The following is a 15,215-nucleotide window of genomic DNA, read 5'->3' as shown; positions in this document are numbered from 1 at the left end:
TGATATGAACATTCGCCACTTGGCCTTTCTGGCCAGGCAGCCTTCTGCTGCCTATGAAAAACGCGATCACTTCTGGGGCATGCCCAAACGCGGCCTGGCATTCCTGCTGGCCAACGTCATGTTCTGGCAGCCAATGTGGGCGCAAGCGGACGGAATCGTGGTCAGTGCCCCCGGCACCACGCTCGACCGGGCCGGCAACGGCGTACCGATCATCAACATCGCCACGCCCAACGGCGCGGGGCTGTCGCACAACCAGTTCCACGATTACAACGTGGACGCTCAAGGCGTCATCCTCAACAACGCGACCGGTCGCACCCAACTGACGCAGATGGGCGGGATCATTCTCGGCAACCCGAACCTGCGCGCAGCGGCTGCGCAAACCATCCTCAACGAAGTCAACGGCGGCAGTCCGAGCCAGTTGCGCGGTTACACCGAAGTGGCAGGGCAGTCGGCGCGGGTGATCGTCGCCAACCCGTATGGCATCAGCTGTAACGGGTGCGGCTTCATCAATACACCACGCGTGACCCTGACCACCGGCAAACCGGTGCTGGATGGTGCGGGACGTCTGGATCGTTTCCAGGTCGATCAGGGCAGCGTTTCCATCGACGGCAAAGGTCTGGACGCCAGTGCTGTCGACAGCTTTGAAATCATCACCCGCAGTGCGCAAATCAACGCGCAGATCCATGCCAAGCGCCTGAACATCACCACCGGTCGCAACGATGTAGACGCCGAAACGCTCAACGCCACTGCACGGGCCGACGACGGCAGCGCCAAACCGCAACTGGCGATCGACTCATCGGCACTCGGCGGGATGTATGCCGGCGCGATCAAACTGGTGGGCACCGAGGCGGGTGTCGGCGTGAAACTGGCAGGCGAACTGGCGGCCAGCGCCGGGGATATCCAGATCGACGCCAATGGCCAGCTGACAATGGTCAAGGCCACGGCCAGCAATGCGATCGACATCAAGGCCAGCAGTCTTGAAGCCCAACAGGCGGTTTACGCCGGTACGCAACTCGCGGTGCAGACTGCGCAGGATCTGGTGAACCAGCAGAGCCTCGCCGCCCGCGACGCCGTGCGCCTCACCAGCGGCGGCACGCTGACCAATGCCGGCGTGATCGAAGCCGGGGTGAACGCGGACAACAGCCGTAATGGCAATGGTGACGTTGCCATCAACAGCGGCGCGGTGAGCAACCGTGGCAGCCTGTTGGCCAGTCGCTCCCTGAGCGTCAGTGCCGCAGGTTTGTTCGATAACCAGAACGGTATCGTCCAGGCCAAAACCGTCGCGCTGGGCGCTACTCGCCTGGTCAACCAAGGGGCTGACGCACGGATTTACGGCGAGACCAGTCTGGCCTTCAATGTCCCGGCAATCGTCAACCTCAGTGGTTTGATCCGTTTCGCCGACGGCCAGGCGGCAACGCTCTCCGTTGACAGTCTGGACAACCGCAAGGGCCGAATCGAAATCGCCGGCGGCCGTTTGAAGCTCAATGCTCGGGCGCTGCAAAACGACGACGGCAAAATCATTGCCGGACGCCTGGATCTCGATACCCGACAACTCGACAACGCTGGCGGCCTGATCGCTGCCAGCCTGGGCGAAACCAAGGTCGTCGCCCATGAACGTCTGAACAATGGCAAAGGCAAGATCCAGGCAAAGACCGACCTCGTTGTGTCGGGCGCCGAGTTGCTCAATCAGGGCGGCACATTGGCGGCCGATTCGATCCGGGTCACCGGCACCCGGCTGGATAACAGCGGCAAGGGAGTCATCAGTGCCGAAAACGGCAAGGTTGACCTGACACTGGATCAGGACCTCGCCAATCACGATGGCAAGATTCAGGCCTCCGATCGATTGAGCGTCACGGCCCAGAGCATCGACAACCGCAATGCCAGCCTGACCGGCAAAACCCTCGAGGTCACCAGTCGCGGCAAACTCGACAATACCCAGGGCACGATTTCATCCGATGACAGCGTGCTGGCCAGTGAAGACCTGGACAACACCCAGGGCCTGATTCAGGGCAACACGACCCTGAACCTGACCGCCCGCGATCTGGATAACACCAATGGCCAACTGCTCGGCGGTGTCGTCGATGCGACGCTGGACAATCTCACCAGCAACGACAAAGGCGCAATCAGCGCCGAAACCGGCCAGCTCACGCTGGTGGTCAACAAGCACCTGAACAATGCCTTGGGTCGACTCCAAGCCAGCCAGGGTGACGTGGACGTACAGGCCGGCAGTATCGACAACCGCAAAGGCGTGGTAGCCGCGCAACAATTGCTGGTGGTCGCTCGCGATGGCCATATCGACAACCGTGGCGGGCGAGTGATTGGCGATCGAATCAACCTGCAAGCCGCCAGCCTGGATAACGGCGAGGGTGGTCTTCTGGCGGCGGGCGTCGACGGTGCCCGGTTGATCCTTAAGCACGCTGTTGCCGGCCAGTCGCAACTGCTCAATCAAAAGGGCCGGATCCAGAGCGACGCCGACCTCTACATTGAAAGCGACACTGTCGACAACAGTGCCGGTGTCCTGCTCGGCAAAACCATCGAAGTCACCGCAACACAACTGAATAACAGCGACAAGGGCGGCATCGTCGGCACGGGCGGTGACATTGCGCTGAACATCGCCGGCGTGTTCAAAAACGTCACGGGTGTAGTCGACGCCGGTGAGCAACATCTGCTGCTCGAGCAACTGGTCGAACTCGACAACCGCGGCGGCACATTGCGCGGCAAACGTCTGGACATCGCCAGTACGTCCATCGACAACCGCAATGCGGGCCAGATCATTGCCGGCAGCGATGGCCTGAAAATCGTTGGCAACACCCTGCTGAACCAGCAGGGTGCGATCCTCGCCAATGGCAGCCACGCAGAACTCGCACTGGGCGCCGGCAGCCTGCAGAACCAGGGCGGTACGCTACAGGCCGACACCCTGAACATCACCAGCGCCGATCTCGACAACAGCGCAGTCGATGGCAAGGCCGGATTGATTTCCAGCCTGCTGGGTGACTTGAAACTGACGGTGACACGCCTGACCAACCATGCCGGCAAGCTCTTCGGCAAAGATCAAGTGATTTTCGATGGTTCCAGCCTGGATAACGCCGGCGGAGAGATCAGCGGCAATCGACTGGCATTCGAAGCGGTCAGCCAGGTGCTCAATCAGGGCGGCCTGATCGAATCGGCAACCGATCTGCAACTCATCAGCGGCCAATTGAACAACAGCGCCGGCGGGCAGATCCGCGCACTGGGCGGCGCCTCCAGCAAGATCAAGCTGAACGGCAACCTGTACAACCAGAACGGCGTCATCGAGATCGGCAGCGAGGATCTGGAACTGGCCGGGGCCCAGCTCAACAACCTCAGCGGCAATGTTCGTCACGCTGCAAAAGGGTTGTTCGATCTGGATCTGACCAACCTGACCGGCTCTCAAGGCAGCCTCACCGGTCTGGGCAACGGCGTCTGGGATATCGCGTCGGTCAATGGCGTGGGCACCTGGCAACTGAACGGTGGCCTGACCTATACCAGCGCGCAGGATTTGAACCTCAATGTCGGGGATCGCATCGCCAGTGCTTCGGCGCTCAAGCTCAACGTCGCCAGTCTGAATAACGCCGGTGAACTGGCTACTGACGGCGATCTGACGCTGAATCTCGGCGGCAACCTGATCAACAGCGGGCGCGTGTCCGCCAAACAGAAACTCGTTATCGGCGCCAACGACCTGATTCAGCAGGACGGTCGCCTGGTCAGCGGGGGTGACACCGAGCTGACGCTGCGCGGCACTCTCGACAACCTGGGCCGACTGATTGCCAACCAGAACCTCACGGTCTCCGCTGCACGGATCGACAACAAAGGCACGCTGGGCGCTCAAGGCAACCTGCTGTTCAACGCCACCAATGGCATCAGCAACGGCCCCGACACGCTGTTGTTCAGCGGCGGCACCATGGAGTTGCACGGCAACAGCCTGAGCAATTTCTATGGCGATATTTACAGCCGCGGCAAGCTGACGTTCGACGCCGTGGGCGGAGGTCGGGCGGCGTCGTTCAGTAACCTGTCGGGCACCCTCGAAGGCGAAGGTGATATCGACATCAACGCCGTTTCGTTTGAAAACGCCAAGGCCGAATTCGAAATCGCTTCGGGGCCATCGTCCGGCAGCCTGAGCTGGGTCTGCGCCCAGCATTGCGGCGGCGGCGATGGCTGGAAGCGTGGCTACATCACGATTACCACCGAGTTCAGTGACAAAGTCCTGAAAGACTCGCGGGCGGCGCGGTTTGTCGCCGGCAAGAACCTCACTCTTCATGCCAATAACGTCGAAAACCGCTACAGCCTGCTGGCGGCGAACGGCGATCTGACCGTGACGGCCGACAGCCTGCTGAACCAGGGCGCAATGTCCCGCTCGGGCCAGCGGATAGTGAAGATCGGCACCCCGGCGCACATCGACAACAGCCTCTGGGACCAGATGGAGTTCATCGACATCCCGGCGTTCAACGCAGCGACTGCGGCGGGTCACTTTGATGAGGAACGTTTCAACGAGTTGGTCAGTCGTTCGAGTGATGAACGATTTTTGCAGACAAGTGATGTCACCACGACGGGAGATACCCCTGAAAAAGTCTACTCGTCGGTGCTTCAGGCCGGAGGCAAGGTCAAACTGGACGTTGCTCACAGCATCCAGAACGGCACCCTCTACGACAACACTTACGACCAGCTGACCGGCAAACTGTCCAGCGATCAGACAACCGCCGTCGGCGGCGTCACCATCAACCTTGGCAAACACAGCACCGACGCCAGCGCCCAGGCGCCGAAAGACGTCACCCGAATCGAGCGCGTCGACGCCGATGGCGTGAAGCAGATCAGCTTCGTTCCTGTCGATTTCAAGGGCGTGCCGTTTGCCGCGGTCGATCCGACGGCCTCCTCGACATTCCGCCTGCCGAAAGGCCCCTACGGCCTGTTCGTGCAGAGCTCGAATCCGCAGAGCCATTACCTGATCGAAACCAACCCGGAGCTGACCCAGTCCGCGCCGTTCATGAGTTCCGATTACCTGCTGGGCAAACTCAGTTTCAGCGCCGATGAAGCGGCTCGCCGCCTCGGCGATGGCCGCTACGAGACGCGACTGATCAGCGATGCAGTGATGGCCCAGACCGGCCAGCGCTTCCTCGCCGGTGGCCTGAACAATGACTACGAGCAGTACCGTTATCTGATGGATAACGCGCTCGCCAGCAAGAATGAGCTGAACCTGTCCGTGGGCGTGAGCCTGACGTCCGAGCAAGTGGCGGCACTGACCCACGACATCGTGTGGATGGAAGAGCGCATCGTCGACGGCCAGAAAGTGCTGGTGCCGGTGCTCTATCTGGCCCAGGCCGAATCACGCAACGTGCGCGGCGGCAGTCTGATTCAAGGGCGCGACCTGGAACTGATCGCGGGCAATGATCTGGTCAACGTCGGCACGTTGCAGGCGACCAAGGATCTGTCCGTCGACGTCAAAGGCAGCCTCTATCAGGGCGGCCTGGTCGAAGCCAACGAGCGCATCACGCTCATGGCCACCGACAGCATCCGCAATGCGTTGGCCGGTGAAATTCGCGGCAATCAGGTCAGCCTCACCAGCCTCAAGGGCGACATCGTCAACGATCGCACCGCCGTCGCCGTACGCGACGGTCACGGCATGCGCACCCTGGTGGACGATGGCGGCAACATCAGCGCACGCGACACGCTGACCATCAAGTCGGGCAACGACCTCGTCAACTCCTCGTCCATCAGCAGCGGCGGCGACGCCACCCTGAGCGCCACCCGCGACATCAACCTGTTGGCGACGCGCAACGAAAGCGAACTGCACGAATCGTTCGAGGGCGGCCATCGTTCAGTCATCACCACCACCGTGGAAAACCTCGGTTCCAGCGTGAAAAGCGGCGGTAACCTGAAACTCGATGCTGGCCGGGATCTCAACGTCGTGGCCAGCACCGCCGAGGCCAAGGGCAACCTGACCGCCGACGCCAAGCGCGACATCTACCTGTCCTCGGCGGGTGACGAACACAACGTCGAAACCCACAGCAAAGACGGCAAGAAACGCGTCCACGAAGAAGACAATCACACCGTCCAGAAAGCCGCCGAGTTCATCGCCGGTGGTGACGTCAAGACCAGCTCCGGTCGCGACACGACGCTGGTGGCGAGCAAGATCAGCGCAGGCAATGAAGCCTATGTCTATGCCGGCAACGACCTGAACCTGCTGGCCGCGCAGAACAAGGACTACACCCTCTACGACATGAAGGAGAAGGGCGGTTTCGGCAACCTGAAACTGCAGCGCGACGAAGTCACCCAGATCACCCACGTCGGCACCGAGATCAAGACCGGCGGCAACCTCTCGCTGGTCAGCAAAGGCGACCAGCACTACCAGGTAGCCAAGCTCGACAGCGGCAAGGACATCATCCTGGACAGCGGCGGCTCCATCACCTTTGAAGGGGTGAAGGATCTGCATGACGAGAGCCACACCAAAACCAACAACAACGCCGCGTGGGTATCGGCCAAGGGCCGCGGCAACACCGACGAAACCCTGCGCCAGACCCAGATGATTGCCAAAGGCAACATTGTGTTGAAGGCGGTTGATGGGCTGAAGATTGATATCAAGGATGTGAACCAGCAAACCGTCGGCCAGACCATTGATGCAATGGTCAAGGCGGATCCGCAATTGGCGTGGTTGAAGGATGCCGAGGCGCGGGGGGATGTTGATTGGCGGTTGGTGAAGGAGATTCACGAGTCGTTCAAATATGACAACTCGGGGGTCGGGCCGGCAGCACAAATCGCCATTGCGATCATGATGTCGTTTGTCATGGGGCCAGGTGGGTTGGCGTTGGTGAGCGGAGGCGCCACTGGTGCAATTGCCACCAGTCTGGCGACCACGGCTGTGACCAGCACCATCAGCAACAAGGGCAACCTGGGTGCCGCGTTCAAGGAAACTTTCAGTGCAGACAGCCTAAAGAACGCCGCTATTGCCGGTATTACGGCGGGCGTGCTCGATTACGGGGACAAGCACTGGTTCGACGCAGCCGCGGGAGGCGTCAAGAACGCGAACATTCTCACCAGCTCCAACTTTACCGATGTTGCGATTCGGACTACTGGACGAGCGGTTATAACCAGTAGCATTTCGTCGGTTACCGGAGGTGGCAGCTTCGGGAGTAATTTCGGTAACGCGCTTCTAGGTGAGGCGGGCAACGTTGGCATGGCGACCGGGTTCGATTGGGTGGGTGCCAACACCATCAGATTCCCTGAGGGAGGCGTCGAGAAAGTCTTTGCTCATGCGCTGATGGGCGGCTTGCTATCGCAGGTCATGGGTGGCGATTTTGCGACCGGAGCGGCAGCGGCGGGGCTGAACGAAGCGGCAATCAACGCGATTTCCGGAATCGCAGGCGGAAACGCGGAACTGGAGAAAACACTTTCTCAACTGACTGGATTGATTGGCGCAGCGGCAGTGGGTGGGAACCTTTCATTAGGTTCAGATATTGCTAAAAACGCGACGGAGTACAACCACCAGGGTGAGGGGCACTCCCACCTGGACCAATTGCAAGGTCACGGGATTCAGGAGGTTGATGAAGAACTAAGGCATACGCTTGGAGAGCATATTCCGCTTCAGGAGCAAGAAGCGGTTGGTGATTTGACGTTGAAAATTGATCCGGGCCTTAGTCCTGGGATGGCAGGACTTGGGATTAAAGTTCCTGCTGTTAATGCGCCCGTGGTAAGGCCTGTAGAAAATTCAATTATCGGCGTTCAGCGTACGGGCAGTGCTAATAAACAGGATGCTGATCACGGTTTCAATAACATAATTGACAACTATGCATCCTATGCGAGCAAATTTTCTATACCGACTAAAGGGGCCGGGGGCGTGATTTTGAGGACGTCCGAACTGAATCAGGTCGAAGGGAGTCTCAACGGCAGACCGGGTGTTTTTGAATGGATTCTGGACGGTGGAAATGTGACGCATAGACGGTTTATTGGCGGCGGTACGGTGACGGGTTATCCTAATCAGGTGCCCAAGAGATAGAGTGATAAAAATGGATGTGAAACAGGTAATGAAAGATCTTGGATTTCTATCCTGGCTCGCGATTTTTATTGGGTTTCAGCGAGGTTGGGTGAACAGTCCAGAGGTAATCGCTTTCGCAAATGATCAATATTTTTCAGGTAAAGGATCGGAAAACGATGCTTTAGAGGAGTTGGTGAGTGCTCGCTATGTGGGGGAAGATGAAATAAAGGTAGCGTTGCTAAAACTAGCCGGCAGCGACCTTGATGAAGAAACGGTGCTGAAAAGATGGCGGCTTGCTTATCTCTTGAGCCTTTCCAATGCAGAGCTTTCGGATGAGGCGAAAATCGCAAGGCTTCAAGAGTTGTACGCGGAGTTTGATTATCCTGAGGATATGAGGTTTTGTAGTATTTACTCTTTAGGTACAAAGGATCCATTAATTGTGATGTCAGAGGTCGTTCAACAGCTTGAGAAAGAGCTGGTTGACGCTGGTTGATCAAAAGTTAAAGGCAAGTTAAAGAGAAAAGGGGACGGATTTATTTGATTTGAAAAATTGAGAAAAGGGGACGGATTTATTTGATTTAATAAATTCGTCCCCTTTTTTACTGACGCTGTCGGCGTAATAATGAACCTCTTTGATTCTTGTCTTGATTGGGTTTTTTATGTTTTTAAGAAAAGGAGGCGGATTTATTTGATTCAGTGATTGGTTTGTAGTTGGCGCGAATCTAGGATGGAGAATTAAGTGAAATTCATAAAATTGATGCCCGATTACGAATGTCATCCTTTATGGAATATTTCTCCTGATGAGTATAAATGAAAAGGGGACAGATTTATTTGATTTAATAAATCTGTCCCCTTTTGTTCTTGAGTCGGCGCCGCACATTGAAGACGCTATTGGCGCAGGAAAACCGGGCGCGGAGACATTGAAGTCGGTGAGAAGATGAAAATTGGTAATCCAATACAAATACTCAACCCCTACGATTGGCTGCCAGGCTTTGGTGAGTCGAAGGTGTGTTTTTATTCTGCAGAGCTGGATGTCATTGTAGATATAAGCTATGAGCGCGCAGGGGCGGGTGCTGACGAAACCTTGTTGGTGAGGCGGAAGTTGCGGTTTAAAAATGTAAGTCATTTCCTAAAGCTACCATTTCCGGCGATTGATTTTTTTCAGTTTGCAGGTGATGCAAGTGAATTTGCGCTAGGGGCTTTGACCGAGTTTAGACGCTCAGACTTGTTGAGTCTGGGAGGTGTAAGTTTTGAAAGCGGTCGGATTAAGCACTTTAGTATTCAGTTTCTTTCGGAGAATTTGAGCTTGCATGTCATTGCAGAAGATGTTTCGCTATCTGAAGAGCTTTCACTGCAGTAAAGCTAACTAAGTTGTACTGAGTCGAAAAGGGGGTGGATTTATTTTAATTAATAAATCTGTCCCCTTTCGTTATTTTATAAATCTGTCCCCTTTCGTTCTTTTACGCTGAGAAAGTCGAGATTCTAGGGGGAAATCCTAACGGGTTCCCGATTGTCAAATATAAAGGCGTGACCGGGATTGATGTGAATAAGGGCGCTGGTTATGATAACTAGCCGACCAATGTCTTTATTTTTAAGGGGGCAAGAAAACCAAGCGTTGTCCCTATCAACCCCTACTGGAATAAAACATGAAAGATCTGGCGGATCTGAAAGACTGGAATTTCCAGGTTTTGATGCTTGTTCAAGCAATGCTGGGTGCAATCACTCCAAACTTCAGGATGGTGGTTTTATCTCGAGATGAACATGGATGGTTGATCAAGTTTTATCTTGAGGAGGATAGCGAGGAGGACGCTGAAGAAGTGGAGGACATAGTGTGTCAATACGCCGCTTATCAGGACTCCTGCTTGAAGTGTAATTGGGTGGTTTTATTGGGCGCTGGCGAACTCCCGGTGCCTGCGCAAACTGACCGAGTTGTTTATCGACGAAAAGAAATTTTCGACCAGGACGCAAGCCAGTGACGGAACCAATCGTTCGAAAGGATCCAGACGGTGAGTGAAGTGAAAAAATACCCGCGTCTGAAAGTGTTTCTGGCCTTTCTTCTCTGTCCACTGGTTCCAGGGTTTATCGCAAGCATCATCAAGACCCTTGCAACGATCTTCCATCTGGCCATGAATCCACGGCTGATGGGTGAGGTCGTGGGAGGGGAGTTGATGTTGATGCCGTTCCTCGGTCCCTTGCTCGCCGAGGTGGTATTTCTTGTACCGTTTTTGGTGTTCGCGATGGTGATTGCACTGATGAAGGTCAAACGGACGAACCGAGCCTGCTCAGTGATTGCACTGACAGGCGCCGCGTTGGCGACTTTATGGGTAACGCCGTTTGTCCTGGCCGTTGTATCGGACGTTAAGGGAGCGACCTTTTCCGATGAGATGTTCGGAATGGTCGTACTGTTCGTCACGGCAATGGCAACATGCTGGCTGACAGCGCGCTTCTTTCTGCCTGATCCGACAGAGCCATCGTTGCCTTGAATCCCCAAATGAAAACGCCCCGAACAACTCGGGGCGTTTTCATATATCGGGCAGCAGACTTATCTAAACGCCGGCACCACATGCTTGATAAACAACTCCAGCGACTTCTTCTTCTCCGCATGCGGCAAGCTGTTATCACACCAGAAACTAAACTCATCCACCCCCAGTTCCTGGTAGTACTTGATCCGTGGAATGATCTCTTCCGGCGTGCCGATCATCGCGGTCTTGTGCAGGCTCTCCAGCTCAAACTCCGGACGTCCGGCAAATTTCTCTTCAGGGCTCGGGGCGAGGAAGCCGTTCACCGGTACTTCCTTGTTGCCGAACCACGCATCGAAGGTGCGGTAGAAACGTGAAATCGCCTTGGCGCCGACCTTCCAGCCTTCCGGGTCATCCACTGAGTGCACGTGGGTATGACGCAGCACCATCAATTGCGGACGCGGCACTTCGGGATTGTTGTCCAGCGCGGTCTGGAATTTGTTTTTCAGGTCGAGGACTTCTTCGTCGCCCTTCATCAACGGCGTGACCATCACGTTGCAGCCGTTGGCCACGGCGAAGTTGTGAGAGTCCGGGTCGCGGGCGGCGATCCACATTGGCGGGTTGGGCTGCTGAATCGGTTTCGGCACGCTGGTGGAGGTGGGGAATTTCCAGATTTCGCCATTGTGGGCGTAGTCGCCTTGCCACAGGGCGCGCACCACCGGGACCATTTCCCGCAGCGCCTGGCCGCCACTTGAAGCAGGCATGCCGCCGGCCATGCGGTCGAATTCCACCTGATAGGCACCACGGGCCAGGCCGACTTCCATCCGGCCGTTGCTGATCACGTCGAGCAGGGCGCATTCGCCGGCGACCCGCAGCGGGTGCCAGAACGGCGCGATGATGGTGCCGGCGCCGAGGTGAATGGTGGTGGTTTTGGCGGCGAGGTAGGCCAGCAGCGGCATCGGGCTCGGCGAGATGGTGTATTCCATGGCGTGGTGTTCGCCGATCCACACGGTGCTGAAACCGCCGGCCTCGGCCATCAACGTCAGTTCGGTCAGGTCTTCGAACAGTTGACGGTGGCTGACGCTTTCGTCCCAGCGTTCCATGTGTACGAACAGGGAAAATTTCATGACGCTACCTCGAATTTCTTGTGGTCGGCCGGTCGCTTGCAGGCCTGTTTAAATGCAATTGTGCGGATCAGGCGAAGGCGGGCAGGGCGCCCATCTTGCCGTGGCAATACACCAGGGGGCCGGTGTCCTGCTGAGGGACGATGAGGTTTTTCACCGCGCCGACCATGATCGCGTGGTCGCCGCCTTCGTATTCGCGCCACAGCTCACATTCGATGATAGCTGTCGCGTTGGCCAGGATCGGGTTACCCAGTTCGCTCAGTGTCCACTCGATGCCCTGCGCCTTGTCTTTGCCTTTGCGGGCGAACGCATAGGCTTCGCTCTGCTGTCCGCCGGACAACACGTGAATGGCAAAACGTTTGTTCTTGATCAGGACGGGATAGGAGTCGGAGCTGTAGTTGGGGCAGAACAGCACCAAGGCCGGGTCCATCGACAGCGAACTGAATGCGCTGGCGGTGAGGCCGACGATCTGGCCGTCGTCATCAATCGTGGTGATGACGGTGACGCCGGACGGGAACGAGCCCATGACTTGTTTGTAGACGGCAGCATCGATCATTGGTCAATCCTCGAGTGCGGTGAAGCGTGTTTTTATTCGTTTGTGGGTCTGATGGTATACCGTAATACATCGATTGCAAGCGCTTTTTTGGTGAAACGATAAACGTGGTGCATTCGTCGGAAACTCAACATTTACGGGGCTTTCGTCTAGCCGTAAAGCCTGGCTATCGGGGAGGATGCCGGATCAGTTGCCGCCGCAAACAGCGGATCAGTCTTGTGAAAATGTTGGAATACCATAATATGGTGTTCATCTGAGGGGCGACCAAGAACGTCCCCGGTTTGGCTTCATACAACGATAAGAACAGACCCAATCGAGTTCATATATGTCCCAGATGTCCCGGCAAGATCCGTTGATCGAGAATCACACGGTCGACTACGTCCCACTCGCGGAACGCCACGGGAAGGCCCGCGACCTTTTCACCCTTTGGTTCAGCACCAACATTGCGCCACTGCCCATCGTCACCGGCGCCATGGTGGTTCAGGTGTTTCATCTCGACCTGTTCTGGGGGCTGCTGGCGATTGCGCTGGGGCACATGATCGGCGGGGTGGTGATTGCCCTGGCGTCGGCGCAAGGCCCGCGCATGGGGATTCCGCAGATGGTGCAGAGTCGTGGCCAGTTCGGGCGTTATGGTGCGCTGCTGATCGTGTTCTTCGCGGCGATCATCTACATCGGTTTCTTCATTTCCAACATCGTGCTCGCGGGCAAATCCATCGTCGGCATAGCGCCGTCGGTGCCGGCGCCATTGAGCATTCTGATCGGCGCCCTCAGTGCTACGGCCATCGGCGTGATCGGCTACAACTTCATCCACACACTGAACCGCATCGGCACCTGGGTGATGGGCAGCGCGTTGCTGGCCGGCTTCATCTACATCTTTGCCCATGACTTGCCGGCGGACTTCTTTACCCGTGGCAGCTTCAATTTGTCCGGGTGGCTGGCGACGGTGTCGCTGGGGATCATCTGGCAGATCAGTTTCTCGCCGTACGTGTCCGACTACTCCCGTTACCTGCCGGCGGACATCGGTATCAGCAAGCCATTTATCGCGACTTACCTGGGCGCCACGCTGGGCACGATTCTGTCGTTCACCTTCGGTGCGGTGGCGGTGCTGGCGACACCCGAGGGCACCGAGGCGATGGCGGCGGTCAAGCAGTCCACCGGTTGGCTGGGGCCGATTCTGATGGTGCTGTTTTTGCTCAACATCATCAGCCACAACGCGCTGAATCTGTATGGCGCGGTGCTGTCGATCATCACCTCGATCCAGACCTTCGCCAGCCAGTGGACACCGAGCATCAAGGTGCGAGTGATTCTGTCGAGCGTCGTGCTGACGGGCTGCTGCGTGGTGGCGCTGGGGGCTTCGGCGGATTTCATTTCCGAGTTCATCGGCCTGATTCTGGCGCTGCTGCTGGTGTTGGTGCCGTGGGCGTCGATCAACCTGATCGACTTCTACTTGATCAAGCGTGGCAGCTATGACATCGCCTCGATCTTCCGTGCCGATGGCGGGATCTACGGGCGCTTCAATCTGCACGCGATCATTGCCTATTTCATCGGCATCATCGTGCAGTTGCCGTTTGCCAACACTTCGTTGTACGTCGGCCCCTACGCCAACCTGGTGGACGGTGCGGACCTGTCGTGGCTGGTCGGCCTGATCGTGACATGCCCGTTGTATTACTGCCTGGCGACACGCGGGCAGACGCAGAAGAGCGGGGCGGCAAAGTTGGGTTTTACTGACTGACCGTTCGCCGTCTGTTCAAACAATGCCCGGCCACTCGCCGGGCATTGTCGTTTCAGTATTCTGACGGTCACTCAAATTGGCCATATCGATCCCCTTTTGGCCAATCGGCTACTGTGCGTCTTGTGCGCTTGTCGGCAAGAATCGAAGCCACAACAAGACGCTGCACCTTCCTTGCCCTTGGCTGACCTGACAGCCGCTGCCGTGTACAGAACATAAAAACCATCGACTCACGCTGCATTCGGGGAAACACAACATGGTCACGATGAAACGCATTCTGGGCGCTACTGTTTTCGGGCTGACGCTGCTGGCCGGCGCCGTCCAGGCCGAACAGCGCGAACTGCGGGTATACAACTGGGCGGATTACATCCTGCCGTCGGTGCCCAAGGACTTCGCCGCCAAAAGCAACATCAAAGTGACCTGGGACACCTTCGATACCAACGAATCCCTCGAAGCCAAGCTGTTGACCGGCAACTCCGGCTACGACCTGGTGGTGCCGTCGAACCAGTTCCTCGATACGCAAATCAAGGCCGGCGTGTTCCAGAAACTCGACAAGTCCAAATTGCCGAACTGGAGTCACCAGGACCCGGCGCTGCTCAAGCTGCTCGATTCCAACGACCCCGGCAATCAGTACGGCGTGCCCTACATGGTCGGCACGGTGCTGATCGGTTTCAACCCGGCCAAGGTCAAGGCTGCGCTGGGCGAGAATGCGCCGGTGGACAGCTGGGATCTGGTGTTCAAACCGGAGAACATGGAAAAACTCAAATCCTGCGGCGTGGCGATGCTTGATTCGCCGTCGGAAATCCTCCCGCTGGCCCTGCATTATCTCGGTCTCGATCCAAACAGCCAGAACCCGGCCGACTATGAGAAAGCCAAGGACCTGATGCTCAAGGTTCGCCCCTATGTCACCTATTTCAACTCAGCCAAGTATATGACCGATATCGCCAACGGTGACATCTGCGTGGCCATCGGTTATTCCGGCAGCTTCTACCAGTTCGGCAACCGCGCCAAAGAGGCGAAAAACGGCGTGGTGGTCGACTGGCGCCTGCCGAAGGAGGGCGCGCCGATCTGGTTCGACACCTTCGCCATTCCGAAGAGCGCGAAGAACGTTGAAGAGGCCCACGAGTTCCTCAACAACCTGCTCGATCCGAAGGTCATTGCCTCGATCAGCGACTTCCTCGGCTACCCGAATGCCAACAAGGACTCGCTGCCGCTGATCAACAAGGAGATCACCGGCAACCCGAATCTGACGCCGACCAGCGAGGCGCTCAAGACGCTGTATGTGGTGCAGCCATTGCCGCAGAAACTGGAGCGGGTGCGGACGCGGGTGTGGACCAGCATCAAATCGGATAAGTAGCAGTCCACA

Annotated in this window: 9 protein-coding genes; 7 read left to right on the top strand and 2 right to left on the bottom strand. The window is 57.1% G+C overall.

Translation table 11 applies throughout. The features are described from left to right. The first annotated feature begins 4 nt into the window (after positions 1–4). From CAG02_RS23780 to CAG02_RS23760, 5 genes are all read left to right on the top strand, one after another. Positions 5–8,005 (top strand): DUF637 domain-containing protein, encoded by an 8,001-nt coding sequence (locus CAG02_RS23780; RefSeq protein ID WP_256576913.1) that lies wholly within the window; start codon positions 5–7, stop codon positions 8,003–8,005. Positions 8,006–8,015: 10 nt separating this feature from the next. Next, the gene (locus CAG02_RS23775; RefSeq protein WP_085741059.1) at positions 8,016–8,477 is read left to right on the top strand and encodes a DUF2247 family protein; all 462 of its coding nucleotides are present in this window, start codon (positions 8,016–8,018) and stop codon (positions 8,475–8,477) included. A 444-nt stretch (positions 8,478–8,921) separates the two neighbouring features. Continuing rightward, positions 8,922–9,344 carry a hypothetical protein gene (locus tag CAG02_RS23770; protein ID WP_085711362.1) on the top strand — a complete coding sequence of 141 codons (423 nt, stop codon included), beginning with the start codon at positions 8,922–8,924 and terminating at the stop codon, positions 9,342–9,344. A gap of 286 nt (positions 9,345–9,630) precedes the next feature. Beyond that, positions 9,631–9,960: a hypothetical protein gene (locus CAG02_RS23765; RefSeq protein WP_085711361.1), complete on the top strand. Its 330-nt coding sequence runs from the start codon at positions 9,631–9,633 to the stop codon at positions 9,958–9,960. A gap of 30 nt (positions 9,961–9,990) precedes the next feature. Further along, a complete protein-coding gene (locus tag CAG02_RS23760; RefSeq protein ID WP_256576912.1) occupies positions 9,991–10,467 on the top strand; it encodes a hypothetical protein in 477 nt (158 codons plus the stop codon). Between the two features lie 59 nt (positions 10,468–10,526). Here CAG02_RS23760 and CAG02_RS23755 read toward each other — a convergent pair whose 3' ends face one another. Further along, positions 10,527–11,570 carry an LLM class flavin-dependent oxidoreductase gene (locus CAG02_RS23755; RefSeq protein WP_085711360.1) on the bottom strand — a complete coding sequence of 348 codons (1,044 nt, stop codon included), beginning with the start codon at positions 11,568–11,570 and terminating at the stop codon, positions 10,527–10,529. 67 nt (positions 11,571–11,637) lie between these two features. Continuing rightward, complete coding sequence (locus tag CAG02_RS23750; RefSeq protein ID WP_085711359.1) at positions 11,638–12,123, bottom strand: flavin reductase family protein; 486 nt, start codon at positions 12,121–12,123, stop codon at positions 11,638–11,640. A 322-nt stretch (positions 12,124–12,445) separates the two neighbouring features. On the opposite strand from CAG02_RS23750, the gene CAG02_RS23745 reads away from it, so the two are divergent. Together CAG02_RS23745 and CAG02_RS23740 are read left to right on the top strand one after the other, a co-directional pair. Further along, on the top strand, positions 12,446–13,852 hold the full coding sequence (locus tag CAG02_RS23745; protein ID WP_085711358.1) for a cytosine permease: 1,407 nt from the start codon (positions 12,446–12,448) through the stop codon (positions 13,850–13,852). 253 nt (positions 13,853–14,105) lie between these two features. Beyond that, a complete protein-coding gene (locus CAG02_RS23740; protein WP_085711357.1) occupies positions 14,106–15,206 on the top strand; it encodes a polyamine ABC transporter substrate-binding protein in 1,101 nt (366 codons plus the stop codon). Positions 15,207–15,215: the final 9 nt, after the last annotated feature.

The organism is Pseudomonas sp. R43(2017) (assembly GCF_002112345.1).
GTDB lineage: Bacteria > Pseudomonadota > Gammaproteobacteria > Pseudomonadales > Pseudomonadaceae > Aquipseudomonas > Aquipseudomonas kribbensis.
The sequence above is the reverse complement of the archived record's forward strand: the minus strand, read 5'-3'. Positions and strand labels throughout refer to the sequence as shown.

What these genes read in the sequence shown, in the direction of transcription:
- CAG02_RS23750 (WP_085711359.1), bottom strand. Translation starts at nt 12,123, where the DNA reads ATGATCGATGCTGCCGTCTACAAACAAGTCATGGGCTCGTTCCCGTCC.
- CAG02_RS23770 (WP_085711362.1), top strand. Translation starts at nt 8,922, where the DNA reads ATGAAAATTGGTAATCCAATACAAATACTCAACCCCTACGATTGGCTG.
- CAG02_RS23775 (WP_085741059.1), top strand. Translation starts at nt 8,016, where the DNA reads ATGGATGTGAAACAGGTAATGAAAGATCTTGGATTTCTATCCTGGCTC.
- CAG02_RS23745 (WP_085711358.1), top strand. Translation starts at nt 12,446, where the DNA reads ATGTCCCAGATGTCCCGGCAAGATCCGTTGATCGAGAATCACACGGTC.
- CAG02_RS23780 (WP_256576913.1), top strand. Translation starts at nt 5, where the DNA reads ATGAACATTCGCCACTTGGCCTTTCTGGCCAGGCAGCCTTCTGCTGCC.
- CAG02_RS23755 (WP_085711360.1), bottom strand. Translation starts at nt 11,570, where the DNA reads ATGAAATTTTCCCTGTTCGTACACATGGAACGCTGGGACGAAAGCGTC.
- CAG02_RS23765 (WP_085711361.1), top strand. Translation starts at nt 9,631, where the DNA reads ATGAAAGATCTGGCGGATCTGAAAGACTGGAATTTCCAGGTTTTGATG.
- CAG02_RS23740 (WP_085711357.1), top strand. Translation starts at nt 14,106, where the DNA reads ATGGTCACGATGAAACGCATTCTGGGCGCTACTGTTTTCGGGCTGACG.